The following is a 26,993-nucleotide window of genomic DNA, read 5'->3' on the forward strand; positions in this document are numbered from 1 at the left end:
TTACCGTCGTGCCTATGACGAGCACCATCACCCTCGCCGAAGCCCTCGCCGCCGGGACGGTCGTCCTCGACGGCGGCATGTCCAATCAGCTCGAATCCGCCGGGCACGACCTGAGCGACGAGCTGTGGTCGGCGCGGCTGCTCGCCGAACAGCCGGAGGCGATCACCGAGGCGCACCTGGCCTACTTCCGGGCGGGCGCGGACGTGGCGATCACCTCCAGCTACCAGGCCACCTTCGAGGGCTTCGCCAAGCGCGGGATCGGCCACGACCGGGCGGCCGAACTCATGGCGCTCAGCGTGGAGTCGGCGCGGGAGGCGGCTCGCCGGGCGCGCGTCTCGCGGCCCCTGTGGGTGGCGGCCTCGGCGGGGCCCTACGGCGCGATGCTCGCGGACGGCTCGGAGTACCGGGGCCGCTACGGGCTCACGATCGACGAACTGGAGCGTTTCCACCGCCCGCGTCTGGAGGTGCTGGCGGCGGCCCGCCCGGACGTCCTCGCCTTGGAGACGGTCCCCGACGCCGACGAGGCCGCGGCGCTGCTGCGGGCGGTGCGCGGGCTCGGGGTGCCGGCCTGGCTGACGTACTCCGTCGCCGGTGGCCGCACGCATGCCGGGCAGTCGCTGGAGGAGGCCTTCGCCCTGGCCGCCGACGCGGACGAGGTCATCGCCGTCGGTGTGAACTGCTGCGCGCCCGAGGACGTGGACGCCGCCGCCTCGACCGCGGCCCGGGTCACCGGCAAGCCGGTGGTCGTCTACCCCAACAGCGGCGAGACCTGGGACGCCGGGGCCCGCGCCTGGACCGGACGATCCCGGTTCACCGCGGACCAGGTGACGGGCTGGCAGCAGGCGGGTGCCCGGCTGATCGGCGGGTGCTGCCGGGTGGGGCCGGAGGCGATCTCGGGGATCGCGGGGACGCTGGGCGCGGCGTAGCCGGGAAGCCCGGCACCAGTGCGCGCACACCCCTCCTCCCCTCCCCCGGCCACTGCTAGCCTCCGTCCATGGGAACCGGTTGCCATGGCGTTGCCGCAGCTCCCGAGGGGGCGGGTGCGGGCCGGTGCCCGGGAGAGACGAGGCAGGCATGACGAGGAAGAGCGGGGACGCGAGCCGCAGCACCATCCGGGACGTGGCGCTGCGCGCGGGCGTCTCGGCGTCGACGGTGTCCCGGGTGCTCGGCGGTGTGTATCCGGTGAGCGCGGCGACCCGCGGGAGCGTGCTGCGGGCGGTCCGTGACCTGGACTATGTGGCCGACGCGCGGGCGAAGGCGATCGCCGGTGTCGGCACGCCCACCCTCGCCTTCGTGCTGGAGGACATCACCGGCCCGTCGTTCGCGCACATGGCCCACGGCGTGGAGCGCGAGGCGACCCGGCTCGGCCATCTCTGCCTGGTGTGCAGCACGGAGGGCGATGTCCGGCACGAGTTGGAGTTCGTCGAGATGATGCGCGCCCAGCGGGCCGCCGCGGTGATCCTGGTCGGCGGCAGCGCCGACACCCCCGAGTACCGCGAACGCACCCACCGCATGGCGGACTCCCTGGCCTCGGCCGGTTCGCGCCTGGTGCTGTGCGGCCGGCCGCCGCTGGACCCCGGGGCCCCGGTGACGGTCATCGAGTACGACAACGAGGGCGGCGCCTACACCCTGGTCGCCCATGTGCTCGCGCAGGGGCATCGCCGGGTGCTGTTCCTCGGTGGCCGGGCGGACCACACCACGGCCCTGGGCCGTGAACGCGGCTACCTCGCCGCGCACCGGGCCCGGGGCCTCACCCCCGACGAGTCCCTCGTCCTGCACGGCGACTTCACACGCGACGCGGGCCACCGCCTGATGCGGCAGGCGCTCCAGGACGACCTCGACTTCACGGCCGTCGTGGCCGCCACGGACATGGTCGCGGCGGGCGCCCTCACCGCCCTGCACGAGGCCGGTCTGTCCGTCCCGGGCGATGTCTCCCTCGCCGGCTACGACGACATCCCCTTCGCCCGCGATCTGCATCCCGCCCTGACGACGGTCCACGTCCCCTACGAGGAACTGGGCCGTCTCGCCGTCCGCACGGCCCTCGAACACACCCCGGGCGGCGCGGACGAGCACCTGCTGCTGGGCACGCACGTGGTGGTGCGGGACTCGGTGGGACCGCCCCCGGCCCGGTGACTCCCCCGGGAGGCGCGGGGCCGGGTCAGCCGTGTACGTCGGTGCAGCGGTTGTCGTAGAAGCCGGGTGTGCAGAAGATGCCCGCCACGGAGTCTCCGATGGTGAGGCTGACCGCGCCGTAGGGGATGCGGGCGATGGTGGCCGCGTCGCCCGGAGTGTGGCCCAGTTCGCGGGTGTTGGAGCTGAGCACCTTGCCGCGCAGGGCTCCCCGGGGACCTTCCTTCACGGTGCCGGTGACGACGCCGCCCCAGGTGGCGGTGGCCGGGTCATCGCAGGGCGGGGCGTCGGTGGTGCAGTCGCTCATGAGCCGGTGGCGGTAGGTGAACTCGCCCTGAGCGGTGACCTTCAGCGAGCCCTGGGCCCAGGTCCAGGTGCCGGTGAGAGCCTTCAGTCCCTCGCCCTTCGTGGGGATCGGCTTCGGGGCGCGGCCCTCGGGGGTGCCGATCCAGACCCGGGTGCGGGCGGGCGGGTGGCCGTCCGGTTCCGGGTCGGTGCCGAAGGCGAGGAGGGTGCCCCCGTACTCGGCGGCGGCGTCCAGCCGCACCGACTGCCGGAAGCCGTCCTTGCCGCCCGTCGACTTGGTCCAGCTCCGGCCGTCCGCCGAGGACCACAGGGCGCCGGTGCTGCTGGTGGCCGTCTCGGCGGAACCGAGGGCCAGGAATCCGCCGCGCACCGCGACGACATGGCCGACCGTGCGGCCCTCGCCCCGGGCCCCGCCCGACGCGCCGGCCGTGCCCGCGCGCAGGGCCAGGGGCCGGGGCGGATCGGCCTGTCTGCGCCAGGTCGCGCCGTCGGAGCTGTGCAGGGTGACGGCCGAAGTGCCCCAGGGGTCGGTGCACTTCGCCCACACCGTGAACCCGTCCTCGTCGGCGAGGGCGGCGACCTCGGGGGCCCGGTCGGGCCACTGGGGGCAGCCGACGTCGTGCGGAGCGGCGAAGGAGCCCTGGTCCGCGGCGGTCCAGACCCGCAGACTGCGGCCCCTCTTCTGCTCGGTGTTCGGTTCGAACGGCCCGCCGTCGTGTCCGACCACGACGGTGCCGTGCGGCCCCCGGGCCGCCGCCAGCACGATGTCGGAGGAGTCCGCCTTCGGCAGGTGTTCCGCCTTTTCCCACCGGCCTTTTCCGCGGTAGCGGATGGCCGCGGGGAAAGTCTCCCCGTCCCGGAAGAGGGACCCGGCGGCGATGACCTCGCCCTCGTGCTCGGCCAGGACGCTCGCCGACATCTGCTGCTCCGAGGGCCGGGACCGGCGCCATGCGATTCCGTCCGTGGAGCGGTATATCTGCGCGTTGCCGCTCTGCGGGCGGGCCGCGAGAAGGAATCCGTCCTTCGCCCCGACGAGTGCGGGTTCCGACATCCCGAAGAAGTCGGGCGGCAGGTCGGTGAGGGGAATCTGGCGCCATTGCGCGCCGGCCGTGTCGGGGCCGGACCGGTCGTCGTCGCGTCCTCCCTGACAGGACGAGAGCAGGAGCACGGCGCTGAGCAGGCACAGAAGCTGCCGGGGACGCCGGGTCGGGGGCGTGGTGGCCACTGCTCTCCTTCGGTCGGGTGCCGTGCCGGGAAAGGAAGGATGACAGAGCTTCGGAGTTCTTGTGACATCTCCGCACACACGAGAGGGAGTTCGATTTTCCTCGCACATGATGGCGAATCAACTCGCCCGTGAAACTCCTGTTTCTTGTGCTTCTGATGATGCGTTTGTGATCTCGCTTGTGCGTCCGGTAATCCGACTCCTCTGCGAATTAGGGATTTCTGGCTGCTTTCCGCCCTTGTTTGCTGCCAAGATGACCTCCCACAAATCGTGCAGTCATGAAAGGCAGTCGTGGCCGAAGACCCCATGCTCCCCTCCGCGGTCCGCGCACTGCTGCACCGCCTGCCGCCCGGGACCGACACCTGGGATCTCATCGACCCCCTCACCGGCAAGGGCCAGCCGCTGTGGGGCTTCCTCACCGACTGCGTCGCGAGGGACGACAAGGCGACGCTCCGTCAAGTCCTGACCGACCGGACGCCGTTGCACGACGTCCTCGACGAGGCCCCCGCCTACACCCGAATAGAAGAACCCGCGGACGCTCCCCTCGTCGTGGGCGAACCGGCCGCCGCGCGCGCGTTACGGGCCTACGCCGCCCTCGGGCTCGTCCTCGTCGGGGACGCCGACGACGCCGGGCACCATCTGCGCATCGGCACGTCCTGGCTGGCGCGCAGCGCCGCCGCCGCGCGGGCGAACGGCCCGGAGACGGCGGAGTGGACCGCGCCGGACGACTCGCGACACGGCGAGCGACTGGCCTCGCTGCTCGCCTCGGACAGCGTGGACGACTCGGTCCGGACGCATCTCGCCCTCGTACTGCTCGCTCTCGACGGGGCGCTGCCCAAGCCGCTGCGCGGGCCGGGCCTGACGGTGCTCGCCGAACGGGGCAGTATCGGAGCGCGTTTCGATCTCCGGCTGGACCTGGTCCGCGGGCTGCCCTCCGGGCTGCTGCCGGATCCGCGTGTCATGTCGGGGTTCCTCGGCGATGAGGGATTCCGCAGTGCGCTGGAGGACGCCTGGCGGATCGCCCGCCCGGCGAAACCGAAAGGCGCCGTGCTGTGGTCGCTGCGGGGCGGGGACGGCCCCGTGGACCACGTCGGCGACTCCTCCTTCGGCGCGGCCTTCGCCGTCCTGCTGTCGGAACTCGGCAGGACCCGGGGCAACCCGCTCGGGCCGCTGCGGCTGAGCAGGGTCAATCCCCGTACGTCCGTGGTCGGGGCGATGTCCGCCGAGAACACCCGCGTCATCCAGTCCGTGACCGGGTACCGGGCCAAGCTCAGCGTGGTGGAGGACGGCGAACGCGTCGTCGTACCGGAACGGGACGAGCGGCAGGTCCGTGACCTCGGCGGCGGGGCGAGTGTCGTCGGCGCGGCCACCGTCGAGGAGGCCGCCAAGGCCGCCCGGCGGCTGGACGTGCGCGCGGCCTCACGGCTGGTGGCCGGGGTGCTGGCGACCGGCCTCGTCGCCTCCCTCGTGGCGTGGGGCTTCGCCAGCGGCGAGAGCGAGCGGAACAACCGCCGGGCGGTGGCGGCCGGACTCGCCGCGAAGGCGGTCGGCATGCGCGGCAGCGAACCGCGCACGGCAGGTCTGCTGGCCCTCGCCGGGTACCGGATCGACCCCGGGAACAAGGACGCCGAGAACGCGATCCAGGAGGTCCTGGAGACCAACCGCAACACCGTGCGCAGCTGGAAGGCCGACCGGACCGTCAGCGTCCTGGCCGTCGACGACGCCGGGCACCGGGCGTACACCTCGGGCATCGCCGACACGATCCAGGTGTGGGACACCGGGTCGGGGCGGAAGCTGGCCGAGGTGAAGGGGCGGGCGTCCGGTCTCGTCCGGGGCGTGGAATCGGGCATCCTCGCGGCCCATGACGGCAGGGACGTGAGGCTGTTCGATGCCTCCGGCGACAAGCCCGAGGAGCTGGGGACGGTGAAGGCGCCGTCCTGTACCGGTGCCTACAGCGAGATCGTGGGGATGGGCTTCACCGACAACGGGTCAGGGCTCACCACCGTCTGGGACGACGGCGCCGTCAGCGAGATCGAACCCGCCAGCCGCACGGTGACCGGCTGTACGCGGCTCAGGGATGTCGCGGGAAAGACGCTGCTCGGACGGCTGCCGACGACGAACCGGCTGGCGATGAGCGCGGATGTCGTGCCCTCCTATGCCGGCCCCGGCGGCGGCGCGGACCAAGTGGTCCTGCTGCTCACCACGAACGAGGTGGTGTCGGTGAACCTCCGCACGAAGAAGGCGGCCACAGTCCTGCCCGCCGAGGACGTCCCCGGCGGCGCCTCACTGGTCCAGGCGTCGCAGGACGTGGTGACGGTGGCCACCAGTGGCGGAGTCCTGGCCTGGGACCGCGCCCGCAAGCGCAGCACCTATCCCCTGGGCGGGCTGTCCACCCGGCCCACGGCGATGGAGCTGGAAGCCAACGACGTCGTGATCGCCGGGCCGGGCGGCACGGCCGTGATTCCCGTGCAGTCCTCCCCCGACGGCGCCTCCGCGCCGCTGTCCGTGCCGAGCGGCGGGCGCACCGTCGCCGCGGTACGGGCCGGTGACGGCACGGTCGTGACGGCGGGAGAGGGCCGTGTCACCGTGCTCGGCAACACCCCGGTGCACCGCGCCCTGCCCCCCGCGCAGCCGTCCACGGGCTCTGTCTTCGGCCCCGGAAACATCCTGCTGCTCACCGACTTCAGGACGAACGCCTCCTACGGTGCCTACTCGATCGACCTCGACTCCGTGCCCGAGACGATCAGCGCCGTGGGAGCCTCCTACGAGCACGTCACCGATTACCCCGCCTCGGGCTCGTACATCAACGCCCTCGCGCTGTCCGACAAGTTCGTGGCCGCCGTCGGCCAGAGCCGGGGCATCGGGACGGTGACCTTGTGGAAGCGGGACGGCACCTATCTCCGGCAACTCGACATGTCCCCCGAGGAGGACAAAAAGCGCACAGAGCTTCCCGAACGCATCGTCTCCCAGGTCGACTTCGTACCGCATCACGGCCTGCTGGTGGCTCGGCACGTCAGCGGAGACGTGGGGGTCTGGCAGACCGGGACCTGGCGGCGCCTGGGCACGATCGACCTGGCGGCAGGGACCTCGGACATGGCGATCCACGGCAGGACCGGTGTCTTCACCGAGGGCGAGGGGGACGAGGCCCGGCTCGTCATGGTGGACCTCGTCACCCGCCGGAAGCTGCGCTCGGTCGCCGCCCCCGGCGTCGTGCGGGTGACGTACTCACGGGACGGCTCGCGGCTCGTCACCCTCGACATGACCAGCGGCACCGTACGGCTGCTGGACGGCAGGAAACTGACCGCGCTGGGCGACCCCCTGCGCATGCCCGAGGGTGAACTCGCCGTCGACAGCGCGATCTCGCCGGACGGCCGGCTGGTGGCGACGGCGATGGGAGACCGCGTCCTCGTCCACAACCTCGACTCCGGGCAGCAGTCGATGCCGCCGCTGCGCGACGTCAACGGCACCGACGTGGTGCAGGTGAAATGGTCACCGGACGGTACCTATCTCGCCGGGGCCTCCCTGCCTCCGCAGCGCGAGCACAAGCAGCCGGGCGCCGTCAACATCTGGAAGATGACCGAGGGTTCCCTCGAGAAGCGCCTGTGCGACTGGACCGACGGCGGTCTGTCGCGCGACGAGTGGGAGAAGCACGTGGACGAGTCCGTGTCGTACATCGAGCTGTGCGAGGACGTGAAGGAGTGAAGCGGCTCGGCGCGGGGGTGAGACGGGCGGCGGCCCTGGTGGCGGCGGCCGCGCTGCTGGGCGCGGGCTGTGACGTGCCGGGCGGCGGGGACGACGCGTCGGACGACGGGAACGGGCCGAACGCCGCGCACGGTGCGCCGGTGCTCGCCTTCGTCCGGCCGGTGGCCCGGGAGATCGTCCTGGCGGACGCGGCCGGCCGGACCTGGCGCGGCGCGAAACTGACCGCCGGGGCGGACGATGTCCGCTGGTCCCCCGACGGCTCCGCCCTGGCCTGGATCGACGACGAGAACGACAGCCCCGACGGACGGCGCCTGCACCGCCTCGACATCGCCTCGGGGCGCGAACGGACAACACCCTGCGCCTGCCGGGGAGTCGGCTTCCTCGGTGACGCCGCGGCCACGGTGAACACCAGCGGCGAGGCGCTGCTGCTGTACACCGCCGACGGGCGGGTCCGGCGCGCACAGCTCAGCACCCCGGTGTCGGCCTACGCCCGGGTCGCCGCCGGCGGCCGGGACGCCGTGACGATCGCCGACCTGCTGCCCGAGGAGAAGGCGGGCCGCGGCCAGTTCCAGATGCTCGCGGTCGACCGGTCCGGAACGGTCCGCCCGTTCCGGCCGGCCGGGACGCCCACGGCGTTCAGCGAGGGCGTGCAGTCCCCCGACGGGCGGCGCATCGGCTGGTCCTCGCACGACTCCGGCGGAGCCTGCTGGAACGTCGGGAGCGTGCGCGTCGCGGCCTACGGGCAGAAGGGCCGCGAGGAGCCCGAGCGTCCCGCCGACGTCGCGATGACCCGCGCCCTGCTGGAGGACCGGCTGCACGTGACCGGTCTCGCCTGGGCGGGCGAGGGCCTCACCGCGACGTTCGGGCCGATGACGGGATGCCAGGCCGTGCCGCCCGAGCGCTTCGTGTCGTACTACCTGCGCGACGGCGCGTGGCGCTACATCGGCTCGGGCATGCTCGCGGTCGGCTACGGCGCGAAGGGCCGTGCCGCGCGGCTCCTGGCGCCCGAGCGGCCCCGGCCCGAGAATCCCGACGAGTTGTATCATCCGCCCCTCGGCGATCTGGAGTTCACGGACGGGGACGGTGAGCGCCGGGTCATCGGTACCCGGGTGTCGTCGTTCGTGTTCACCTCGGCGGAGAGCGCCGGGGCAGCCGTACCCAAGGCGGCACCCCAGCCCGCACGGACCGGTGTGGCGAGGACGACCGACCGCGGGGAGCCGGTCCCGGCCCATCTGCGGGCGCTCGCGCAGCGCATCAGGGACGCGGCCGAGGACGACGACGTGGCGGCGCTGCGGGCGCTGTGCGACCACTGCGACGACGAGACCCGGGCGGCCCTGCGGACCGCCGAGGGCCGCCGCGACCTGGTGCGGCTCCTCAGCAGCCACCCGGGGCTCAAGGAGCACAGCATCGTGTTCCCGGGGCTCGCGGCCCACCGCTGCGTCGACCACCCCGGGCAGGACATCACCTGCACCGCCGCGCAGATCCACGACATCGCGCTGCTGGACATTCCCGAGGCGGACCAGGACACCTACGAGGGCACCGTGTACGAGGCGGATTTCGAGCAGCGGCTGCACCTGCGGACGGGTTCGGGCGGCAAGGCGCTGTGGGTGGGGAGGTGGGCGCCGTGACGTGCGCCGACGAGATCGAGGGCCCGGAGCAGGAAGGCGCGGATTCGGCGGCGGCGGAGGCGGCGGACTGCCTCTGCGGCCGCGGCTGTCCGCCGTACGCACCCGGCCCCGAGGCGGTGGAGTCACGTGCCTCGAACGGGCCGGTGATGGCGGGGGACGTACTGCGCGGGGAGCGCGTCGTCGGCTTCTCCTACGCGCAGCCGCCCGACGGTCGCCTGCCCGAGGCACGGGACGACCGGCTGCTGACCGAGGCCGATCACCAGCCGGACGCGCCTCCGCAACGGCCCGTGCCCACGGTCAGGCCCCCGGGGCCGGGCGACGAACGGCTCCCCCACGACCGGCTGCCGGCGCGGGCCGTGGTGCCCGCCGCCCGGCGCTCCCGGTGTCTGCCGGCGGCGGTGGACGACCTGCTGGCCGACGGCTCCGCGCCCTGGGGGCGGGTCTTCGACCCCATCGCCCGGACCGTACGGGAGGCCGGGCACGAGCTCTGGCTGAGCGGTGGGGCGCCCCGGGAACTGGTGGCGGGCAACGGCCGTGAGGCGGTCCGGGATCTGGATCTGACGGGCACCGCGCCGGCGGGCCGCTTCGCGGAGCTGGCACGCCGGACCCTGGAGGAGGACGGCGAGACCTACGAGCTGCGGGCCCGCGTGAGCCCCGACACCCTGGTCTGCACCGTCTACCGCGACGGCGGGCCCACCCCGCTCATCGAGTACCGGGGCCTCGGGCTCGGCGGCTTCCGCTTCCCGGCCACCGGCACCGACCTCGTCGCCGACAGCCTGCAACGGGACTTCACCGTCAACTGCGTCCTCTACGACTTCGAGCGGCACCTCGTCCTCGACCCGAGCGAGCGCGGCCTGCCGCATCTGTCGGCACCGGGGCGCGCCCTCGTCCCCGTCAGCGCCTCGGGCGACCCGCTGGTGCGGGCCGCTCTGGCGGTGCGGGCGGTGAAGTTCCTCGTACGCTGGCAGACCGACGGTCCGGTGGACACGCGCGAACTGCGCGCGTGGACCGACGAGTTCCCCGAGGACTTGGCCGACCACGTCCGGGAGCGAGGAGACCAGGCATGGGACCGGCTGCTGGCCCTGCACCACGAATGCCTGGGCGGCGTCCCCGCGCAGCGTCAGACGGCGGTGGCGAGCACGCTGGGAGCGGGCGTGGAGCGACTGCTGAAGACGCTGCTGGGGAGCGCCGAATGAACGGCCCCACGATGAACGCTCCCTCGACGGGTGACACCGTTCCCCACCGCCCCCTCTCCGCCTGGGTCGCCCGCCTCGGCGTCGACGAAGGAGCGCACCGCATCACCGGACCGGTGAACGACGGGGCCGAACGGACCGACGCGCGCACGCTCCCCCTGTTCCAGGACCCGGCCTGGCGCAGAACGGGCCTGGTGGCGCGGCGGGACGGCGGCCCCGCCGTCCCGGCCCTGGCGCTCAGCCACCCCGGCCGCGGCATCTCCTATGTGGAGCTGGACGACCACGGCCGCCCCCTGCCCGCGAGCGCGGACGGCACGGACCTGGTCGCCCGTATCGAGGAGCACTGGGAGGCCCCGCCCGCCGAACCGGACGTCCTGCGGGTCCTCGCCGGGGAGAGCCTCGACCTCAGACACGCCCTGCTGTACCGGCTCGCCTCCGAGACCACCGCGCCCCCGGTGCTCTTCCACGCGCTGCCCTGGAGCGACCTGGACACCGTCACGGGCAATGTGCTGGCCGTGCTCGACGGGGCCACGTCCGTCGAGCCGCCCGGGTTCGAACTCCGCCACTGGTTCACTCCCGCGGCGACCCGGCTGGCGGGTCCCCTGGCGGTCCTGGAGCGCGGTATGCGGGAAGGGCGGGGGCCCGCAGCCCTGCGGCATGAAGCCGTCTCCCTGCTGACGGGGCTGCTGTCCGCCCCCGCGGAGAGGATCCCCGGCCACACCGCCCAGCGGCTCGCCCTGCTGGCCGACCGGCTCGGCAGACGCGACCCGCTGCTGCGGCACACGGCCCGGGTGGTCGCCTCCCGGCTCCACCCCGGGCCCCGGACCGGGCGGCCCCCGTCCTTGTCCCTGCGCCTGGAGTCCGTGCTGCCCGCCGCGGCCAGGCGGACCGAGCGTTCCTACGGGACGACCGCCGAGGACGAGTTGTTCGAGGCCGCCGCCGAGCACACCCCCGGGGGCCGGGTGCGGGTGACGCTGACGCTGCCGAAACCCCTGCGCACGGCCGAGGAGAGCTGGATCGACGCCTCGGACGGCATCGTGGCGCCGTTCGTGCTCCGCCCGGCCGAGGCGGCACCCCAGCGGTACTGGGTCGCCCTGCGCAGCCGGGAGAGCGCCCTGCTCGGTGTCATCGAGCTGTTCGCCCCGCAGGACCGGTTCGAACTGGTCGCGGACGAGCCACCCGTGCCCTTCGCGGCGCTGCGCACGGTGCCCGCGATCGAGCTGGTGCCCTCGCTGCACGCGTCCTCGAACGCCACCCTGCGCCTGTGGGAGACGGCGGCGAGCGCCCTGCCGCCCGAGCATCCCGTACCCGTGGCCCTCCGGCTCCGCCTGGAGGACATCGCCCGCCGGTGACCGACTACGAGGAGGCACACAGTGGCAGAGAACCCCGAGCCGGAGGCGCGGGCCCGGCGGGCGGCGATCGCGGACGAGCTGCGCCGGCTCGAGGAGAGCGCGATGTACAGCGCCCAGACGCAGTTCGAGACGGCGAAGCACTGGCGGGGCGTGCATCTGATGATGGGCATCCCCACCAGTCTGCTGGCCGCGGTGGCCGGTACGACCGCGCTGGTGGAGTCGACGGGGCGGATCGCCGCCGGCATCCTCGCGCTGGTGTCGGCCGGGATCAGCGCCGTCATGACCACGGTGAACGCGCCGCTGCGCATGTCCCACGCCACGGGCTGCGCCAACGCCTATCTGGAGGTGCAGACGGCCGCCCGGCAGGCCCGGACCGTGGACCTGCCCGTGCTGCCCGTCGACGAGGCCCGGCTCGTGCTGGCGGAGTTGACGGCCCGCCGGGACGAGCAGAACCGGGCCGCCGATCCCCCGGGCCGACGCGCCTACCGGCGCGCCCAGGCCAATATCGGGCGCGGCGGCCAGACGTACGCGGTGGACCACGACCGTCCGGCGGCGGGACGGTCAGTGCCGACGGAGCGCCCCGGAGCGGCGGAGTCGTCGTACGGCTGAGCGCAGTTCCGTACCGCGCGTGGGTGAACCGTCGACGGGGACCGAGGCGAGCGGGGGTTCCTCGGGCGTGACGGCGTCGCTCGCCCAGAGGGCGAGTTCGCGGTCCCGGGGGCCGTACGCCGTATAGGCCACGCCGTGGTCGGCGTCCGGGGCGCGGTCTCCGAAGACGCGCACCGGATGGGCCTCGTCCCAGCGCTCCCAGCCCGGGTCGCCGTCCGCGGCGAAGCGCGCCCAGGCCGTGTGCATCGCGTCGGCCAGGTCCTGCGGGGCGCCCTCCCCGGCCAGTTTGCGGGCCTCGGGGACCTCCCCGGTGTCGAAGACGAAGCCGAGTTCCAGCGCGTGGCAGGCGCCGAGGTCGGGGAGGTTCGAGGGCCAGGCGAATTCGTAGACGTAGGAGGGTTCCGTCCGGGCGTCGGCCAGGTGGTGCAGGGGGACGCGCAGGAGGTGGTCGGTGACGAGCTGGCCGACGAGGTCCGCCGTGCTCGCCTCGGGGTGCAGGGCGCGGTAGCCGCGCGGGACCTCGCTGCCGCAGTGGCAGCGGGCCATGGCACCGGCCAGGGCGACGGCTCCGAGGCGGTCGACGCGCTCCAGGAGGCCGCCCGGGACCAGCCACAGCCGGTACTCGTCCCGGGTCCAGCCCATCAGCAGCTCGACGCCGGGGGCCGCGCCGCCGTCGATGAGGGCCTGAAGGGGGTCGCGCGGGACGGTGTCGCCGTCGACGACGATGCCGAAGGCGGGGCCGCCGACGACCGGGCTGCTCAGCCTGCCCACCTCGGCCTGGGCGCTCAGCAGCAGGTCGCGGTCGACGGCGGCGAAGGCCTCGGCGGTGGCGGGGATCTTCAGCCGGGTGGCCATCCGGCGGACCATCCGCCGTACCTTGGCCCGCTCGGACGCCTCGGGCGGCCCGCTCTGCAGGATCGCCCGCCGGACGAGCCCCTGGGTCTGCGGGGCGGCGACGAGGGCGCCGATGCTGATCGCCCCGGCGGACTGGCCCGCGAGGGTGATGCGGCCGGGGTCGCCGCCGAAGGCCTCGATGGCCTCGTACACCCAGGTCAGGGCCGCTATCTGGTCGCGCAGGCCGGGGTTCGGGGGCGTGTCCGGGAACAGTCCGTAGCCCTCGACGCCCAGCCGGTAGTTGACCGAGACACAGACCACCCCGTCACGGGCGAAGGCATGGCCGTCGTAGACGGGTACGGCGGAGGAACCCCTGGTCAGGGCGCCGCCGTGCAGCCAGAGAAGGACCGGGAGACGGGCTCCGGGGGACGGGTCGGGGGTCCAGACGTTGAGGTTGAGGCAGTCGTCGCCGGGCACGACCGGGTCGGACAGATAGTGGGCGAAGGCGCCGGAGTACGGGGGTTTCGGCGGGGTGGGGCCGAAGGCGGCGGCGTCCCGGACGCCGTCCCAGGGCGGGAGCGGGACGGGCGGACGGAAGCGGCGGGGGCCGAAGGGGGGCGCCGCGTACGGGATGCCGCGGAAGACCGCCACACCCCGCTCGAACCTGCCGCGTACGGCCCCGTACGGGCTCCTGACCACGGGATCCGTCTGGTCTGCCGTCATCTGCCCACCAGCCCTTCGCCGAGCTCGTGCACCGGTATCACCAGAGCACCACATCGCTCACGGGTATTCCGGTGCACGAGCCGGCTGGACGGCTATTTGGCGTACATCAGGGTGCCGAAGCCGAGCTGGTCGTAGCCGCCGCTGTCGCTGCCGTAGTCACCCCCTCCGCCCTCGGGGGCGACGGAGAAGCACATCTGGGAGATGTACTTGTCGTCGAGGAGCAGGCGCCTGCCGTAGTGGTAGTGGAGCATCGCCCACACGGGTCGGACCTGGCCGCGCGACCCGGCGCCGGGCACGGTCTGCGACTGCGGGGAGCAGTTCTGGCCGCTGCCCCAGTTGTAGGTGGTGAAGGGCACGTCCATGTTCAGGTTGTACTTGGCGACGTACTGGGCGGCCTTCATGAAGCGGCGGCCGTCGTACGAGTAGAGGTCCTCGCCCTGGTTCCAGGCCATCTCGCAGATCGCGCCCATCTGGCCCATGCCCATGACGGTGTGGCCCTGGTCGCGGCCGGACTCCTGCCACTGGCCGAGGTCGTAGCCCTCGACATTGCTGTACAGGAACGGGACGGCGTTCTTGATGGAGCCGTTCCCGGCGCCGTTCTTGAAGTAGGTCACGGCCTGGTCGTACTTGGCGCCGTCGTTGTTGAGGATGCCGATAGCCAGGACGGAGGCCATGTTGCACAGGTCCCAGTTGGCCCAGTAGTTGGTGATGCAGGCGTCGTTGTGGCCGGTCAGGAACTGGTTGTTGAGCGGGTAGAAGACGTTGGCCATCATCTCCTGGAAGGCGCCGAGGTCGAACGCGCTGTAGTCCCGCATGAGTTCGGCCGCGTTGGCGAACTGCCAGCCGTAGAGGCCGGCGGCGAGGAACCGGTCGGCGTTTCCGGTGACGGTCGTCAGGGTCGTCGCCCAGGCGTTGAGGATCCGGGCGGCGCACTGGGCGTTGGCCTCGGTGCCGCCGACCCTCCAGCGCAGCGCGTTCTGGTAGGCGGCGGCGATGTCGTTGTAGAGGAGGCCGTAGTTCTGTCCGGTGCCGCCGCGGATGATCGTGGCGGTGGCGCGGTTGGTCCAGGTGGACTGGGAGTGGGAGTTGGCGACGAGCTTGTTCCAGCCGGACAGCCAGGGGTCGTCGCCCGCGGCGACCCTGACCTTGGCGCGGTTGATGTCGCCTGCGTTGTGGAGCATGCCGGGGTGGGTGAAGGTGCCGGGGGCGGCGTCCGCCGTGGTGGCGGTGGCTCCGGCGCCGAGGGCGAGGGCCGCGGTGAGGCCGCCGGCGGTCTTGAGCAGACCGCGGCGGCTCACCCGGCCGCCCTCGTGGTGCGTGTGGGGGGAAGTGCGGCTCATGTGGGGGCTTCTTTCGTTCGGTGGAGGCCTACAGGGGGGTGATGCTCACCTCGTCGAACTCGGTGGTGCTGCGGGCCAGGGGGTCGCGGGAGCAGACCACGAGGCCCACGTAGTAGGGGGCGTCACCGAAGCCGGGGAGGTCTCCCTCGGCGAGGGGGGTGAAGGTGGCGCCGCCGTCGGTCGAGGCGGATGCGGTGAAGTGCGTCCCGGTGCGCCTCAGCCGCAGCAGGCAGGGGGCGGTGACGGCCGCGTTGCCCGTGAAGGTGGACTTTCCGGCGACGGTCGGGCGCAGCATCAGCTGGGCGCTCGTGCCGCCGGTGACGATCGCCCCGGCCGCCTGGTCGAACGGCGACAGGGACTTGGCCATCAGCAGGCCGACCCGGTCGCCGCCGGCTCCGGAACGGGAGACCAGGCGGACGGTGACCTCGCAGTCACCGCTGACGGGCCGTCGTACGAACTGGCCCGTCATGCCCTGGTTGTTGACGGTGAGGTCGGTCCCGGCGCCCCGCACCACGAAGGTCCCGTCCTCGTGGGCGGTGGAGCCGGGGGTCTGGACGGCGACCACGCCGAGAGTGCCGTAGGCGCGGTCGTCGAGGATGACATCGCCCAGGTCGCCGTGGCTCCAGGGCGCGGGCGGCGGGGTGCCGACCGTGAGCGTGAGGGTGCCGGTGGTGTCTCCGGCGGCGTTGCCCGCGCCGGCGGTGACGGTGAACTCGCCGGTCCGGGTGGGGGTTCCGGAGATCAGGCCGGTGCGCCTGTCCAGATGGAGGCCGTCGGGGAGTCCCTTCGCCGTGAACCGGATCGGCTCGTGCGCGGCGCGCAGGAGGTGCCGGAAGGGGACGCCTTTGTTCGCGAACGCCGTCGTGGGTGAGGTGAGTCGGGGCGCGGACGGGGTCGGCATCGCGGCCTTCGCCGCCTCGGACAGGGGCCCGCGCCCGGAGCTGTTCGTCTTGGCGACGGCGTAGTGGTACGTCGTGCCGGGCCTGCCGGTGGCGTCGGCGTACCGGACGCGGGTGCCGAAGCCGACGGGGCCGATGCCGGTCGCGATCGTCCGGAACGGGCCCTTGGCGGAGGTGGAGCGCAGCACCGTGTAGCGGGCCGAGAGGTCCGGGTCGGTCCAGGCCAACTCGACCGCGTCGGCGCCGGCGACGGCCCGGAGGTCACCCGCGGCGCGGGCCGGGCGCGGCACGGACCAGACCTCACCGCCCGTACGGGAGACGACGCTGACGTTGTCGAAGGCGCCGGTGCCGGTCTCGGCGTAGTCCTCTGCCACTCCCAGGCAGGAGGTGAGGGTGAGTCCGACGTGCACGGTCCTGCCCACCTCCACGTCACTGGAGCCGACTTCGGTCCAGCGGACGCCGTCCGGGGAGATGGCCCCGGTGCAGCGGTCGCCCTTGCGGGTCACCCGGACCCAGTAGGGCATCCGCAGCCGGTAGCCGTCGCCCGCCCCCTCGACGTAGGGGGCCCGGAGCGGGGTCGCCGACTCGGGCAGTTCGCCGAGGGAGGAGATCGGGAAGGCGGCGCCGGTCGTGATCGCCTGTTGCTGGGAGGGCGGCACGGGCGTACTGCCGGTGCCCTTGATCCCGGCTCCCGCCTTGGCCCGTACGCTCCACACTCCGCTCCAGGTGTGCAGCGGCAGGCCCTGGATCAGCATGGCGGCGTGGGCCGCGTCCGCGTCCAGCCCGGCCCGTACGGTGACGCCGATCCTGGAGTACTGGGAGCTGAGCGGCCATACGATCCGCGCGGTGATGGTGCCGTCGCCGCGCAGCGGCAGATGGGCCAGGCGGTGGGCGTCGGCGGTGCCGGAGGCCTCCAGCACGAACCGCTCGCCGTCGAAGACCGCCGCCCCGGGGATTCTGACGTCGCCGATGTCCCGGGTGGACCAGGGGGCGGGCAGGCCGGGCACTGCGGAGGCCCATGCGGAACGGCCGCTCCTGCCCTGGGAGTTGACGGCTGCCACGGTGTAGTAGGAGGTGCGGCCGGGGCGGGCGCGGCGGTCGGTGTACGTCGGCTCGCCGAGACCCGTGGCGATCTTCTCGTACGGCCCGTCGGGGCTGCTCGCCCGCAGGACGGTGTACGACTCGGCCCACGCCGAGGGCAGCCAGGCCACGGTGACGGACCGGTCGCCGCCGACCGCAGTGACCCCGGCCGGGGCCGTCGGTACGGACGGGGCCGGGGCCTTCGTACCGGCGAAGGTGAGGGTGCCCCAGCCGGGCAGGTCGTCATTGCTGCCCTCGACGACGCGGGCGCCGCCCGTGCCTCGGAAGACGGCCGCTTTGGTGTAGGGGGTGTCGAGGCCGCGGACACCGGCGTAGTGCGCGTACGCCATCTCGTAGATGGGGGGCAGGGTGCCGCGTCCGACGGCCGAGACCGACGTCTTGACGTACTTGCCGGTGCGGTCCAGGTCGGGGACGAAGGGGACCTCGCCGCCGAGGTTGTAGCGGGCGGCGTACTCGGTGTTCTTCAGCAGCCGGTTGTCGTCGAAGGCGTACAGGTCGACGCCCTGGTTCCAGGCGACCTGCGCGGCGTCGGCGAGCAGGCCGACGGCGAGCTGCTCATGGCCCTGGTCGCGGCCGGACTCCTGGCCCTGGCCCGCGTCGGTGACGATGCGGTGCGGGACGCTGCCGTTGCCGGCTCCGGCGGCGGCGAAGCGCAGGGCGTCCTCGAAGAGGGTGGGCTCCTCGCAGAACACGCCGATGGCCAGGATCGACTGGACGGAGGTGAGGTCCCAGTTGCCGTTGGCGTAGAGCATGTAGCCGGAGATCGCCGGATACCAGACGCGCAGGAAGGACTCCTCGCAGCGGGCGATGTCCTCCTTCGCCCAGCCGTCGTAGCCGCTGTGGCGCAGCAGTTCGGCCGCGTTGACGAACTTGAAGACCTGGAGGCCCGCGCCGAGCGGCCCGTCGGCGCCGGTGATCGCGGTGAGGGACGCCGACCAGGCGTTGAGGATGTCCCGGGCCTTGTCGGCGTAGGCGCGCTCGCCGGTGAGGCACCACATCAGCGCGGTCTGGTAGGCGGCGGCCGAGTCGGCGACGGCCTGGTTCTGGAAGTTGGTGGGGCCCCGGCCCCAGGAGGTGATCTGGCCGGTGTTCTGCACGGCGTATGTCGCCTTCGAGCGCGCGTGGGCGGCGAAGGCGAGGTAGCCGTCGTAGACGGGCGATTCCTTGGCGGCGACCGCGGCCTTCATCCGGGCCAGGTCGTCGGCGCTGTGCAGGAGTCCGGGGTGGGTGAACGTCCGGGGGGCGGCGGCTGTGGCGGCCCGGGCGGTGCCGGGGGCGAGCAGGCCGCTCGCGCCGGACACCAGCAGCAGGGCGGCGGTACCGCCGAGGAAGCCCCGGCGGCTCGGTGCGATCGGTCTCAGGGGGCTGGTGCTCATGACGCGGCGGCCGCCTCGGCGGTGGTGAGGAACTTGAGGTTCAGCACGTGCTCGTTGGCGTGCATCGGGACGGTGTCGGTGGTGAGGTACCAGGTCGGCTTCTTCATCGAGTCGGCGATGACCGTGCCGTTGACGACGAGGTTCTCGAAGGTGACGTCCTTGATGGCGTGCTTGGCGTCGTAGCCGAGCAGCAGGCAGGTGGCGAGCGGCTTGCCCGTGTAGGAGAGGTCCTTGATGTGGACGTTCTGGATGCCGCGGCCGACCGAGGTGTTGTACTTCGTGTTGTACGCGATCCGCATGTGGATGAGCTGGCCCCAGCGGAAGTCCTCGACGCGGACGTTGTCGACCTTCACGTTCTTGATCAGGTTGCTGTCGCCGGGGTTGAGGGCGATACAGCCCTGGTAGCCCATCTGGGGCTCGCGGTGGTCGCAGATGTCGAGGTTCCTGAAGGTGAGGTTCTTCAGCACCTCGGGGTTGTCGGTGTTGCCGTGCGTGCCGACGTTGATGGGGTGGGCGACGTCCGCCCAGAGGGTGGAGTTGCGGACGGTGATGTTGCTGGTGTCGCCGTAGTACTCCCAGCGGTGGGTGTATATGGCGATGCAGTCGTCGGAGTTGCGCATGAAGACGCCGTCGATGACGACGTTGCTGCTGCAGAAGACGTCGATGCCGTCGCCCCAGCCCTTGGAGCTGAAGGAGCCGAGGCCCTTGATGGTGACGCCGGTGGCCTCGCCGAGCTGGACGGCGTAGCCGTTGGGGTTGAGGACGGTGACGGCGCCGATGGAGATGTTCCGCGAGTTCTCCACCAGGGCGCCGCCCGCCGCCGTCCCGGCGAGGACGCCACGGCCGGCGATCCCCGCGTGCTCGACGTTCCGGAAGACGACGGTCGCCTTGAGGACGGCGCCGCCGTCGAGGTACACGGTCTTGCCGGAGGGGACGTTCAGATAGCCGTCGGCCGTGGTGTGGACGCCGGGGCCGTAGTAAAGGACGTTGGGATCGTCCTGCTTCGGGACCTTCTTCTCCACCGCGCGGGCGAACAGATGCAGGACGTCGAAGATGTCGTCGTTGATCTGCACGACGACATTGCGCGGCCGGTCGAGGGTGAACCGCAGGGTGTCGCCGCCCACTTCGGGCTTGATGCCGTAGGAGTCCGGTCTGACCCGGACCTTGGTGGTGCCGCCCTTGAGATAGGTGACCTCGACCTCGACGGAGCCCTGGAAGTCGAAGTACGCCAGCGACGAGTTGTAGATCTTGCTCGACCCCGTGGTCGGGTTGATCTCGCCGAGCTGGGGGCGCCAGATGTCCAGCGTCTGCCACTCGCCGTCGGGCGCGGTACGGACCCGCACCCTGAAGCTGGTGTTGGTCGGCATGGCGGCCGGACGGAGGTAGGTCACCAGCTTCGGCGCGGCGGCCGACGCGTCGGCGCGGGCGGCCGTGGCCGTGAGATCGGTGAGGCCCGCGGCGAGCACGGTGGCACCGGCCGCCTGGAGGGCGCCGCGGCGGGACAGGGACGGGGTCATGGTGAGCTCCTTGCGGATACGAAGGCGGGAGACGGCCGAGGTCACTTCAGGCCGGTGGTGGACATGCCGGCGACGAAGCCGCGCTGGGCGATCAGGAAGATCAGCAGGATCGGCACGACGTACATCACGGAGGCCGCGGCCTGGAGGTTGGCCACGGGTGTTCCGGCCGAGGTGACGTAGGTGGACATCACGGCGACGGCCAGGGTCGACCTGTCGGTGGAGAGCAGCAGTTGCGGGGCGATGTAGTCGCCCCAGGACCAGGTGAAGGCGATGACGAAGCTCGCGGAGAGCACCGGCCAGGACTGGGGCAGGAAGATCCGCCAGAAGATGGTGCCGTAGCCGCAGCCGTCGACGATCGCGGCCTCCTCCAGCTCGCGGGGCAGCCCGGCGAAGAACTGCCGGAAGAGGAAGACGAGATAGGGGGCGGCGGCCAGTCCCCAGAACACCCACGGCCAGTACGTGTCGACCATGCCGAGCTTGGCGAAGATCAGATACGTCGGCAGCAGGGTGATCATCTGGGGCAGCATCATCGAGCCGATGAGGATGCCGAACAGCGTCTTCTTGCCGGGGGCGTCCAGGCGGGCGAAGCCGAAGCCGACCCAGGCGGAGCTGAGCGTGACGAGCGTGGCGTAGATCAGGGCGATGATCAGGGAGTTGCGGGCGTAGCCGAGGAAGTCGATCAGATTGAAGGCGTCGGCGAAGTTGTGCCACTGGACCTGGGTGGGCAGCCAGTGCACGGGCGAGGCGGCCAGCTCCGCCGGGGTCTTCAGGCCGGACAGGATCAGCCAGCCGAAGGGGCCGATGAACAGGCCGGTGAGGGCGACGAGGACCGTGTAGAGGACGAGACGGTTGACGCGCACCCGCACCCGGGGCGCGGCGTTCGGGGGCAGACTGGTGGCGGTCACTTCTTCGCCTCCGGGTCGACGTTGTAGAACACGACTCCGGACGTGAACTTGAAGATGAGTCCGGTCACGATGAGGATCAGGACGAAGAGCACCCACAGCAGTGCGGAGGCGTAGCCGTAGCGGCCGAGCGCGAAGTACTGCGAGAACACATGCATCATGTAGAGGTAGTTGGACTGCGGCAGCGCGGTGACGCCGGCGGTCGTGCCGTCCGGGGAGAGCAGCAGCGGCATGATGGTCTGCACCGAGGCGATCACGCCGGTGACCGTCTGGAAGAGCAGGACCGGCGACAGCAGCGGCACGGTGATGCTGCGGAAGGTCCGCCAGGCGCTCGCCCCGTCGATACGGGCGGCCTCGTGCAGTTCGCGGGGCACGTCCTGGAGCCCCGCCAGCGAGATGATCATGACGTTCCCGGCGGCCCACAGCACGCTCATCAGCAGCACGTAGCGGGCGTAGGGGTCGGCGAGCCAGCCGAGCGCGTCGAAGCCGAAGAGGGTGATGACGCCGTTGGCGGCACCGGAGTTCTGGTCGAAGAGCGCCTTGAAGGTGAGGCCTACGCCGACCGGGGGCACCACGGCCGGGAGATAGAGCAGGGTGCGGAACAGTCCGCGTGCCTTGATGGGCCGGTTGACCTGGACCGCGAGCCCGAGCCCGGCGATGATCGACAGCGGCACCGAGGTGAGGGCGAACAGGCCCGTGCGACCGAGGGAGTTCCAGGTCTGCGGGTCGGAGAACAGCTCGGTGTAGTTTCCGAGGCCGACATAGCTCCAGTGCGGCGAGATGCCGTCGTAGGTGGTGAAGCTCAGCCACAGCGCGTACGCCATGGGTACGACGGTGAGCAGCAGGAAGCCGATGATCCAGGGCGAGGTGAACAGGTAGAAGGCGCGATGCCTGCGCGCGGTCATGGAGATCCGGGGCCGCTGGGGCGGCGCGGTGCGGCCGGTGCTCTCGACCGGGCCGGTCCGCCCGGTGGCGGGTATCTGGTCGACCGTCATCCCACCTGCTCCTTACCGCGCTTCAGCTGCTCGTTCATGACCGAGTTCAGGCGGCCGGCCAGGGCGTCGACGGACAGGTGGCCGTTCATCGCGGCCGGGGCCTCCTGGTTGAACAGGGCGTAGAGGGAGTCCGCCGTGGCGTAGGGGGTGTAGGCGATCACCGAGAAGTGCTTCAGCTCGGCGTTCTGCACCTTGAGCACCCGCTTCTGGTAGTCCTCCTGGGCCGGCATCAGCGGGCGCAGGGACTTCAGGGTGGGGATGCCCCAGCCGCCGGCGGCGCGGGCCTTGGCGGGTCCCTCGCCGAAGAACCATTCGAAGACCCGCCAGGCGGCGTCCTTGTTCCTCGCCTTCCTCGGCATCCACAGGCCGGTGCCCGCCTGGCAGGGGCTGACCCGCCGGCCGCCCTCGAACACCGGGGCCGGTGCGAGCCGGGCGTGCGGCGCCAGCTTCTTGTCGGAGTTGATCAGGCCGCCGAGCCAGTAGCCGGAGTTGGACATGGCCATGCGGTTCGCCTGGAAGGTGGGCCCGTCCCAGGTGTTGGGGTCGGGCTGGACGATGCTGGGGCCGACCCTGGCCCTGCCGTACTCGATGTACCAGTTCAGCGCCTTGCGGGCCTCGGGGGTGGTGAAGTCGACGCGGGAGAAGTCGTCGGTGAAGAGGCTGCCTCCGGCCGCCACGGTGAGACTCGCCAGCAGATTGGGCGTGAGCACGCCGTTGTAACTGCCGCCGAAGACGGTCGTCTGGCCGTTCTCGCGCCGCGTCAGTCGCCCGGCGGTCTCCAGCCACTCCTCGAAGGTGACCGGCTCGGTCTCCGGCGGGTGCGCCTCGCCGGCTCGGTCGAAGAGCGCGGTGTTGTACCAGTACATCGAATCCTGGGAGAAGTCCTTCGCCATGCCGTAGCGGGGGCCCTTGCCCTGGGTGCGGCCGTCGAAGCGCCACAGGTCGTTGACCGGGTCCAGGTCGTCGGCCTTGAGGACGTCGCTCCCGGCGAAGTACGGGTCCAGGTCCTCCATGACATCCCGCGCCGCGAAGTAGGGCGCGTCCGTGGCGCCGACCCCGCGCACCAGGTCGGGCGGGGCACCGTTGGTCATCATCCCGATGAGCTTGGTGATGTCGTACCGCACCGTGACGATCTTGACGCCGAGGTCCTTCCGGGCCTGCCTGACCAGCTCCGGGGGGAAGTCGTCGGGCTTGGCCATCACCGTGACGGTCTCACCGCCGCCGCCGACGCCACTGGAGACCTGCATCGCGCAGCCGCTCAGCGTCGCCGCGCCGGTCGCGGCGCCCGCTGCCGAGAGGGCGAGGAATCGGCGGCGGCTCAGGGAAGCACCAGCACGAGGGTGCATGAACGCACCACCTCCTTGCGGTTCCGGCGCGCTTGGCAACCGGTTGTTGTGCGTGGGGCAGAGCTTCTTCCGGTCGGCAGGGCGCGTCAAGGGCCTTGACGAATTTTCGAAAAGACTGTGTAACCTCGGCGTCATCAGCGCGAGGGCGGGTCAGACCTGCTTTCGGTCGGCATGATCAAGCCATCGGAGCGTGCGCCCAGCGTCGTGACCAGGGGATGTCCGCGAGGTCGAGCCGGCAACAGATTTGGGAACCGGTTGTCTAACGGGCCGTCTGGGCGTCGAGGCGTCGGCGGCGGTGCGCACAGACCCCGCCGACCCTCACCGAAACCGCAGTAATCGATTTCCACGGCCAGGTCTCACAGCGAGCCGCACAGTCGGCCCACCTCCCCGACCAGATCCCCCCGACCACACCCACCCCACTCCCCCACCCCACCGACCTCACCCTCTCCGGTCGCGCCACGACCTGCTCTCATCAAGGGCGTTGCACCGAACCGGCGTCCCCCGCAGCGATCACCGCCCCGCCGATTGACCGCCGCTTCCCGGCGGATCTACGGTAGAAGGCGCTTTCTGAAACAGTTTCCGTTCTCCGTCCTCTGCTCCAGGAGAGTCATGCCCAGCCCTCAGCTGCCGCGGACCGTGTTCGCGATGGACCCGGTGCACCTCCCGCTGCTCTTCCCTCCGCCGCTGATGGAGCGACTGAGGCGTACGGCCGATATCGACCCCGGGCTGGTGGTGCGGGACTTCGCCGATCCGGCCGCGGCCGGTGTCCTGGCGTCCGCCGAGGTGCTGATCACCGGCTGGGGCTGTCCGCACCTGGACGCCGGTGTCCTCTCGGCGGTGCCGAAGCTCGACACCGTGCTGCACGCGGCCGGCTCCGTGCGCTCCCTGGTGGGCGAGGCCCTGTGGGAACGCGGGGTCACCGTCTCCAGCGCGGTGACGGGCAACGCCCTGCCCGTCGCGGAGTACACGCTCGCGATGATCCTGCTGGTGGGCAAGGACGCCTTCGACCATCGCGAGCACTTCCGCAGCACCCATGCCTATCCGGGCCCCGGCGAGACCGCCGCGACCGGCAACCTCGGCCGCCGTGTCGGGGTCATCGGCGCGTCCCGGGTGGGGCGCCGGCTGCTGGAGCTGCTGCGGCCGTTCGACCTCACCGTCCTGCTGCACGACCCGTATGTGAGCCCGGCCGAGGCCGCCGCGCTCGGGGCCGAGTCGCTGTCGCTGGAGGAGCTGCTCGGACGCAGTGACATCGTCAGCCTGCACGCCCCCGACATCCCCGAGACCCACCACATGCTCGACCGCGACCGGCTCGCCCTGGTGCGGGACGGGGGCGTGCTCATCAACACCGCCCGCGGTGCGCTGGTCGACCACGAGGCACTCACCGGCGAGCTGGTCTCGGGCCGGCTCAGCGCGGTCCTCGACGTCACCGACCCGGAGCCGCTGCCCGCCGGATCCCCGCTGTACCGGCTGCCCAACGTGTTCCTCACCCCGCACATCGCGGGCTCGCTCGGCAACGAACTGGAGCGGCTGGGCCGCATCGTGGTCGAGGAACTGGAGCGCCTGGCGGCGGGGGCGCCGCCGGTGCACCAGGTACGGCACGCGGATCTGGCGCGGGTGGCGTGACGCCGTGACGGGTGGGCGGTACGGACTCACGACGGGCCCGGGTTCACGGCGGCCCGGACTCACGGCATGCCAGGGTCCGGGCACACTGCTCGTGACGAACGGGCGGCCCGGACTCACGACGGGCACGGGCTCACGGCGGCCCGGACTCATGGCGGGCCCCGGCCCGCTGCTCGGGCGGGCGACCAGGCCAGGGAGAAGGGTCTCGACGCCGGCCGGCCAAGCCGCCTCAGTCCGGGGACGGCCTGGTCACTCCCAGGTCCTCACGCATGGCGGTGCGCATCCTGGACAGGTCCTGCCAGCCCTTCCTGATCGCATCCCGCACGCCCTCGATGTCGTCGCCTTCGCGTGTGGTGCCCCGGGTCAGGCGGGCCAGGACGCCGTAGACGGCATTGAGGTCGCTGTCGACCCGCTTCACCTCCGTCAGCACGACGTCCGGCACGATCATCTGGGCCTCGGCGTGCCGGCGACGGTAGTCCACGCGGGCCGCCTCGACCACGGCCAGCGACTCCTGCGGGTCGTACCCGATGCGCAGGACGTGGGAGTGGTCGTTGAGGGTCGCCAGATAGTGGCGGGCGGCGGCGTTGAACTCCGTGTACGCCGCTGTGCGGGCCTCCCGGCCCGACTCCGCGAGCTGGGCGGCGATCTCGGCGCGGCGCGTCCCTTCGAGCCGTTCCCACTCCTCGCGGCGGGACACGTCCCCGCGGCGCTGGGTCAGCCACGCCGACCCCAGCGTGCCGCCCACGCCCACAACTGCCGCCAGCAGGCCCGCCGCAGCCGAGTCCATCACGCCTCCCCCGTGCCGACAGCGCTTCCGTACGGCCACTCAGTGTGCCCGCCCGAGGGACGCCGCCACAGACCCCGTCACGGCTCGGTGACCGGCGGCGTGAGAACGCGTCGCGGCTCGGCACCGCCCGGCGGGCGTCCAGAGCACACGGCACGCCGGGCGGGCGTCGCCCTCAACCTCTGCCCCCAGGCCCTCCGGCCTCGGAGTAACGATGGGATACGGTTTCCGCACCGCGCGCGTACGACCGCCGCGGTCGGCGCGGCCGGGCCCGCCACCGGCCGGACGGCGACAAGCCGGGCCACAACGTGAAGGAGCCGCAAGGGTGAGTCAGCGCAAGGCGACGAATGACGCCGGCCGGGCGACCATCCGCGATGTCGCGGAGCGCGCGGGCGTCTCCGTGGCCAGCGTCTCGCGGGTGCTGTCCGGCAACTATCCGGTGTCGGAGGAGCTGCGCCGCCGGGTGATGAAGGTGGTCCGGGAGCTGGACTACGTCACCAACGCGCACGCCCGCTCCCTCGCCGGCGGCGGCACACCGACGGTGGCGATCCTCATCAACAACATCACCGGCGCCGCGTTCGCGCACGTCGCGAAGGGCGTCGAGGGCGCCGCCACCCTGCGCGGCTGGCTCTCCCTGGTCGGCACGACCGGCGACGACCCTGAGCGCGAGCTGGCCCTGGTGAACATGATGCGGCAGCAGGGCGTGGCGGCCGTGATCCTGCTCGGCGGCGCCTACGACTACGACGAGTACCAGCTGCGCATGGCCCGCTTCGCCCGTTCCCTGGACGCGGCCGGCTCGCATCTGGTCCTGGTGGGCAGGCCCCCGCTGGAGGGCGACGTCCCGGCGACGACCGTCGACTACGACAACGAGGGCGGCGCCTACGCGATGGCCAGCCACCTGCTGTCGGCCGGTCACCGGCGCGTCCTCGTCCTGCCCGGACACGCGGAACTGACCACCGCCCAGGGCAGGTTGAAGGGAGCCCGGCGGGCCTTCGAGGCGTACGGCGTGCCCTTCGAGGCGGGCATGGTCCGGCACGGCCCGTACGACTACGAGCACGGCTACGAGGCGGTTGAGGCGGCCCTGCGCGACACTCCGGACTTCACCGCCGTGCTCGCCGGCACGGACGTGGTCGCCGCGGGCGCCGCTCAGGCCCTGCGCGCGGCGGGCCTGCGGGTGCCCGAGGACGTCTCGATCGTCGGCTACGACGACATCCCCCTCGCCTCCCAGCTCACGCCCCAACTGACCACCGTGCACGTGCCGTACGAGGAGATGGGCCAGGTCGCGCTGCGCGCGGTGGCGGACCGGCGCGAGGGCGGCGCGGGCCGCCGCAAGAGCGCCGACGGCGACCATCTGGTGCTGGGCACGCATGTCGTGGTCCGCAACTCGGTGCGGCCGCCGGCTGCGCGCGCCTGA

18 protein-coding genes are annotated in these 26,993 nt (G+C 72.3%); 9 read left to right on the forward strand and 9 right to left on the reverse strand.

Annotation, left to right across the window (positions count from 1 at the left end; translation table 11 throughout):
- Positions 1 to 14 precede the first annotated feature (14 nt).
- A complete protein-coding gene (gene mmuM, locus KJK29_RS06630; RefSeq protein WP_215117769.1) occupies positions 15 to 926 on the forward strand; it encodes a homocysteine S-methyltransferase in 912 nt (303 codons plus the stop codon).
- Between the two features lie 148 nt (positions 927 to 1,074).
- Positions 1,075 to 2,133 carry a LacI family DNA-binding transcriptional regulator gene (locus KJK29_RS06635; RefSeq protein WP_215117770.1) on the forward strand — a complete coding sequence of 353 codons (1,059 nt, stop codon included), beginning with the start codon at positions 1,075 to 1,077 and terminating at the stop codon, positions 2,131 to 2,133.
- A 25-nt stretch (positions 2,134 to 2,158) separates the two neighbouring features.
- Here KJK29_RS06635 and KJK29_RS06640 read toward each other — a convergent pair whose 3' ends face one another.
- Positions 2,159 to 3,661, reverse strand: a complete 1,503-nt coding sequence (locus KJK29_RS06640; protein ID WP_215117771.1) for a hypothetical protein — start codon at positions 3,659 to 3,661, stop codon at positions 2,159 to 2,161.
- 288 nt (positions 3,662 to 3,949) lie between these two features.
- Between KJK29_RS06640 and KJK29_RS06645 the strand changes: the two genes are divergently transcribed.
- Genes KJK29_RS06645 through KJK29_RS06665 form a run of 5 tightly spaced genes read left to right on the forward strand, consistent with a single transcriptional unit; the run spans position 3,950 to position 12,142 of the window.
- On the forward strand, positions 3,950 to 7,360 hold the full coding sequence (locus tag KJK29_RS06645) for a WD40 repeat domain-containing protein (protein ID WP_215117772.1): 3,411 nt from the start codon (positions 3,950 to 3,952) through the stop codon (positions 7,358 to 7,360).
- Complete coding sequence (locus KJK29_RS06650; protein ID WP_215117773.1) at positions 7,357 to 8,988, forward strand: TolB-like translocation protein; 1,632 nt, start codon at positions 7,357 to 7,359, stop codon at positions 8,986 to 8,988. The genes KJK29_RS06645 and KJK29_RS06650 overlap by 4 nt, the downstream gene beginning before the upstream one ends.
- Entirely contained in the window at positions 8,985 to 10,184 is a 1,200-nt protein-coding gene (locus KJK29_RS06655; protein WP_215117774.1) for a tRNA nucleotidyltransferase/poly(A) polymerase family protein, read from the forward strand. Before KJK29_RS06650 ends, KJK29_RS06655 begins: the two co-directional genes overlap by 4 nt.
- On the forward strand, positions 10,181 to 11,533 hold the full coding sequence (locus KJK29_RS39155) for a hypothetical protein (protein WP_215117775.1): 1,353 nt from the start codon (positions 10,181 to 10,183) through the stop codon (positions 11,531 to 11,533). The genes KJK29_RS06655 and KJK29_RS39155 overlap by 4 nt, the downstream gene beginning before the upstream one ends.
- Before the next feature lie 21 nt (positions 11,534 to 11,554).
- Entirely contained in the window at positions 11,555 to 12,142 is a 588-nt protein-coding gene (locus tag KJK29_RS06665; protein WP_251057729.1) for an SLATT domain-containing protein, read from the forward strand.
- On the opposite strand, the gene KJK29_RS06670 is transcribed toward KJK29_RS06665, so the two are convergent.
- From KJK29_RS06670 to KJK29_RS06700, 7 genes are all read right to left on the reverse strand, one after another.
- Positions 12,095 to 13,699: a carboxylesterase/lipase family protein gene (locus KJK29_RS06670; RefSeq protein ID WP_215117776.1), complete on the reverse strand. Its 1,605-nt coding sequence runs from the start codon at positions 13,697 to 13,699 to the stop codon at positions 12,095 to 12,097. The genes KJK29_RS06665 and KJK29_RS06670 overlap by 48 nt on opposite strands.
- 92 nt (positions 13,700 to 13,791) lie before the next feature.
- On the reverse strand, positions 13,792 to 15,039 hold the full coding sequence (locus tag KJK29_RS06675; RefSeq protein WP_215117777.1) for an alginate lyase family protein: 1,248 nt from the start codon (positions 15,037 to 15,039) through the stop codon (positions 13,792 to 13,794).
- 28 nt (positions 15,040 to 15,067) lie between these two features.
- Entirely contained in the window at positions 15,068 to 18,415 is a 3,348-nt protein-coding gene (locus KJK29_RS06680; RefSeq protein ID WP_215117778.1) for an alginate lyase family protein, read from the reverse strand.
- Positions 18,412 to 19,932 (reverse strand): glycosyl hydrolase family 28 protein, encoded by a 1,521-nt coding sequence (locus KJK29_RS06685; RefSeq protein ID WP_215117779.1) that lies wholly within the window; start codon positions 19,930 to 19,932, stop codon positions 18,412 to 18,414. The genes KJK29_RS06680 and KJK29_RS06685 overlap by 4 nt, the downstream gene beginning before the upstream one ends.
- A gap of 41 nt (positions 19,933 to 19,973) precedes the next feature.
- Positions 19,974 to 20,837, reverse strand: coding sequence for a carbohydrate ABC transporter permease (locus KJK29_RS06690; RefSeq protein ID WP_215117780.1), 864 nt, complete (start codon positions 20,835 to 20,837; stop codon positions 19,974 to 19,976).
- Entirely contained in the window at positions 20,834 to 21,829 is a 996-nt protein-coding gene (locus tag KJK29_RS06695) for a carbohydrate ABC transporter permease (protein WP_215117781.1), read from the reverse strand. Before KJK29_RS06695 ends, KJK29_RS06690 begins: the two co-directional genes overlap by 4 nt.
- Positions 21,826 to 23,175: an extracellular solute-binding protein gene (locus KJK29_RS06700; protein WP_215117782.1), complete on the reverse strand. Its 1,350-nt coding sequence runs from the start codon at positions 23,173 to 23,175 to the stop codon at positions 21,826 to 21,828. The genes KJK29_RS06695 and KJK29_RS06700 overlap by 4 nt, the downstream gene beginning before the upstream one ends.
- Before the next feature lie 609 nt (positions 23,176 to 23,784).
- On the opposite strand from KJK29_RS06700, the gene KJK29_RS06705 reads away from it, so the two are divergent.
- Complete coding sequence (locus KJK29_RS06705) at positions 23,785 to 24,798, forward strand: hydroxyacid dehydrogenase (RefSeq protein WP_215117783.1); 1,014 nt, start codon at positions 23,785 to 23,787, stop codon at positions 24,796 to 24,798.
- 226 nt (positions 24,799 to 25,024) lie between these two features.
- On the opposite strand, the gene KJK29_RS06710 is transcribed toward KJK29_RS06705, so the two are convergent.
- Positions 25,025 to 25,582, reverse strand: a complete 558-nt coding sequence (locus KJK29_RS06710; RefSeq protein WP_215117784.1) for a hypothetical protein — start codon at positions 25,580 to 25,582, stop codon at positions 25,025 to 25,027.
- A 322-nt stretch (positions 25,583 to 25,904) separates the two neighbouring features.
- Between KJK29_RS06710 and KJK29_RS06715 the strand changes: the two genes are divergently transcribed.
- The gene (locus KJK29_RS06715) at positions 25,905 to 26,993 is read left to right on the forward strand and encodes a LacI family DNA-binding transcriptional regulator (RefSeq protein ID WP_215117785.1); all 1,089 of its coding nucleotides are present in this window, start codon (positions 25,905 to 25,907) and stop codon (positions 26,991 to 26,993) included.

It is taken from the genome of Streptomyces koelreuteriae, assembly GCF_018604545.1.
Classification (GTDB): Bacteria; Actinomycetota; Actinomycetes; order Streptomycetales; family Streptomycetaceae; genus Streptomyces; species Streptomyces koelreuteriae.

What these genes read in the sequence shown, in the direction of transcription:
- mmuM (WP_215117769.1), top strand. Translation starts at nt 15, where the DNA reads ATGACGAGCACCATCACCCTCGCCGAAGCCCTCGCCGCCGGGACGGTC.
- KJK29_RS06635 (WP_215117770.1), top strand. Translation starts at nt 1,075, where the DNA reads ATGACGAGGAAGAGCGGGGACGCGAGCCGCAGCACCATCCGGGACGTG.
- KJK29_RS39155 (WP_215117775.1), top strand. Translation starts at nt 10,181, where the DNA reads ATGAACGGCCCCACGATGAACGCTCCCTCGACGGGTGACACCGTTCCC.
- KJK29_RS06670 (WP_215117776.1), bottom strand. Translation starts at nt 13,699, where the DNA reads ATGACGGCAGACCAGACGGATCCCGTGGTCAGGAGCCCGTACGGGGCC.
- KJK29_RS06675 (WP_215117777.1), bottom strand. Translation starts at nt 15,039, where the DNA reads ATGAGCCGCACTTCCCCCCACACGCACCACGAGGGCGGCCGGGTGAGC.
- KJK29_RS06680 (WP_215117778.1), bottom strand. Translation starts at nt 18,415, where the DNA reads ATGAGCACCAGCCCCCTGAGACCGATCGCACCGAGCCGCCGGGGCTTC.
- KJK29_RS06685 (WP_215117779.1), bottom strand. Translation starts at nt 19,932, where the DNA reads ATGACCCCGTCCCTGTCCCGCCGCGGCGCCCTCCAGGCGGCCGGTGCC.
- KJK29_RS06695 (WP_215117781.1), bottom strand. Translation starts at nt 21,829, where the DNA reads ATGACGGTCGACCAGATACCCGCCACCGGGCGGACCGGCCCGGTCGAG.
- KJK29_RS06700 (WP_215117782.1), bottom strand. Translation starts at nt 23,175, where the DNA reads ATGCACCCTCGTGCTGGTGCTTCCCTGAGCCGCCGCCGATTCCTCGCC.
- KJK29_RS06705 (WP_215117783.1), top strand. Translation starts at nt 23,785, where the DNA reads ATGCCCAGCCCTCAGCTGCCGCGGACCGTGTTCGCGATGGACCCGGTG.
- KJK29_RS06710 (WP_215117784.1), bottom strand. Translation starts at nt 25,582, where the DNA reads ATGGACTCGGCTGCGGCGGGCCTGCTGGCGGCAGTTGTGGGCGTGGGC.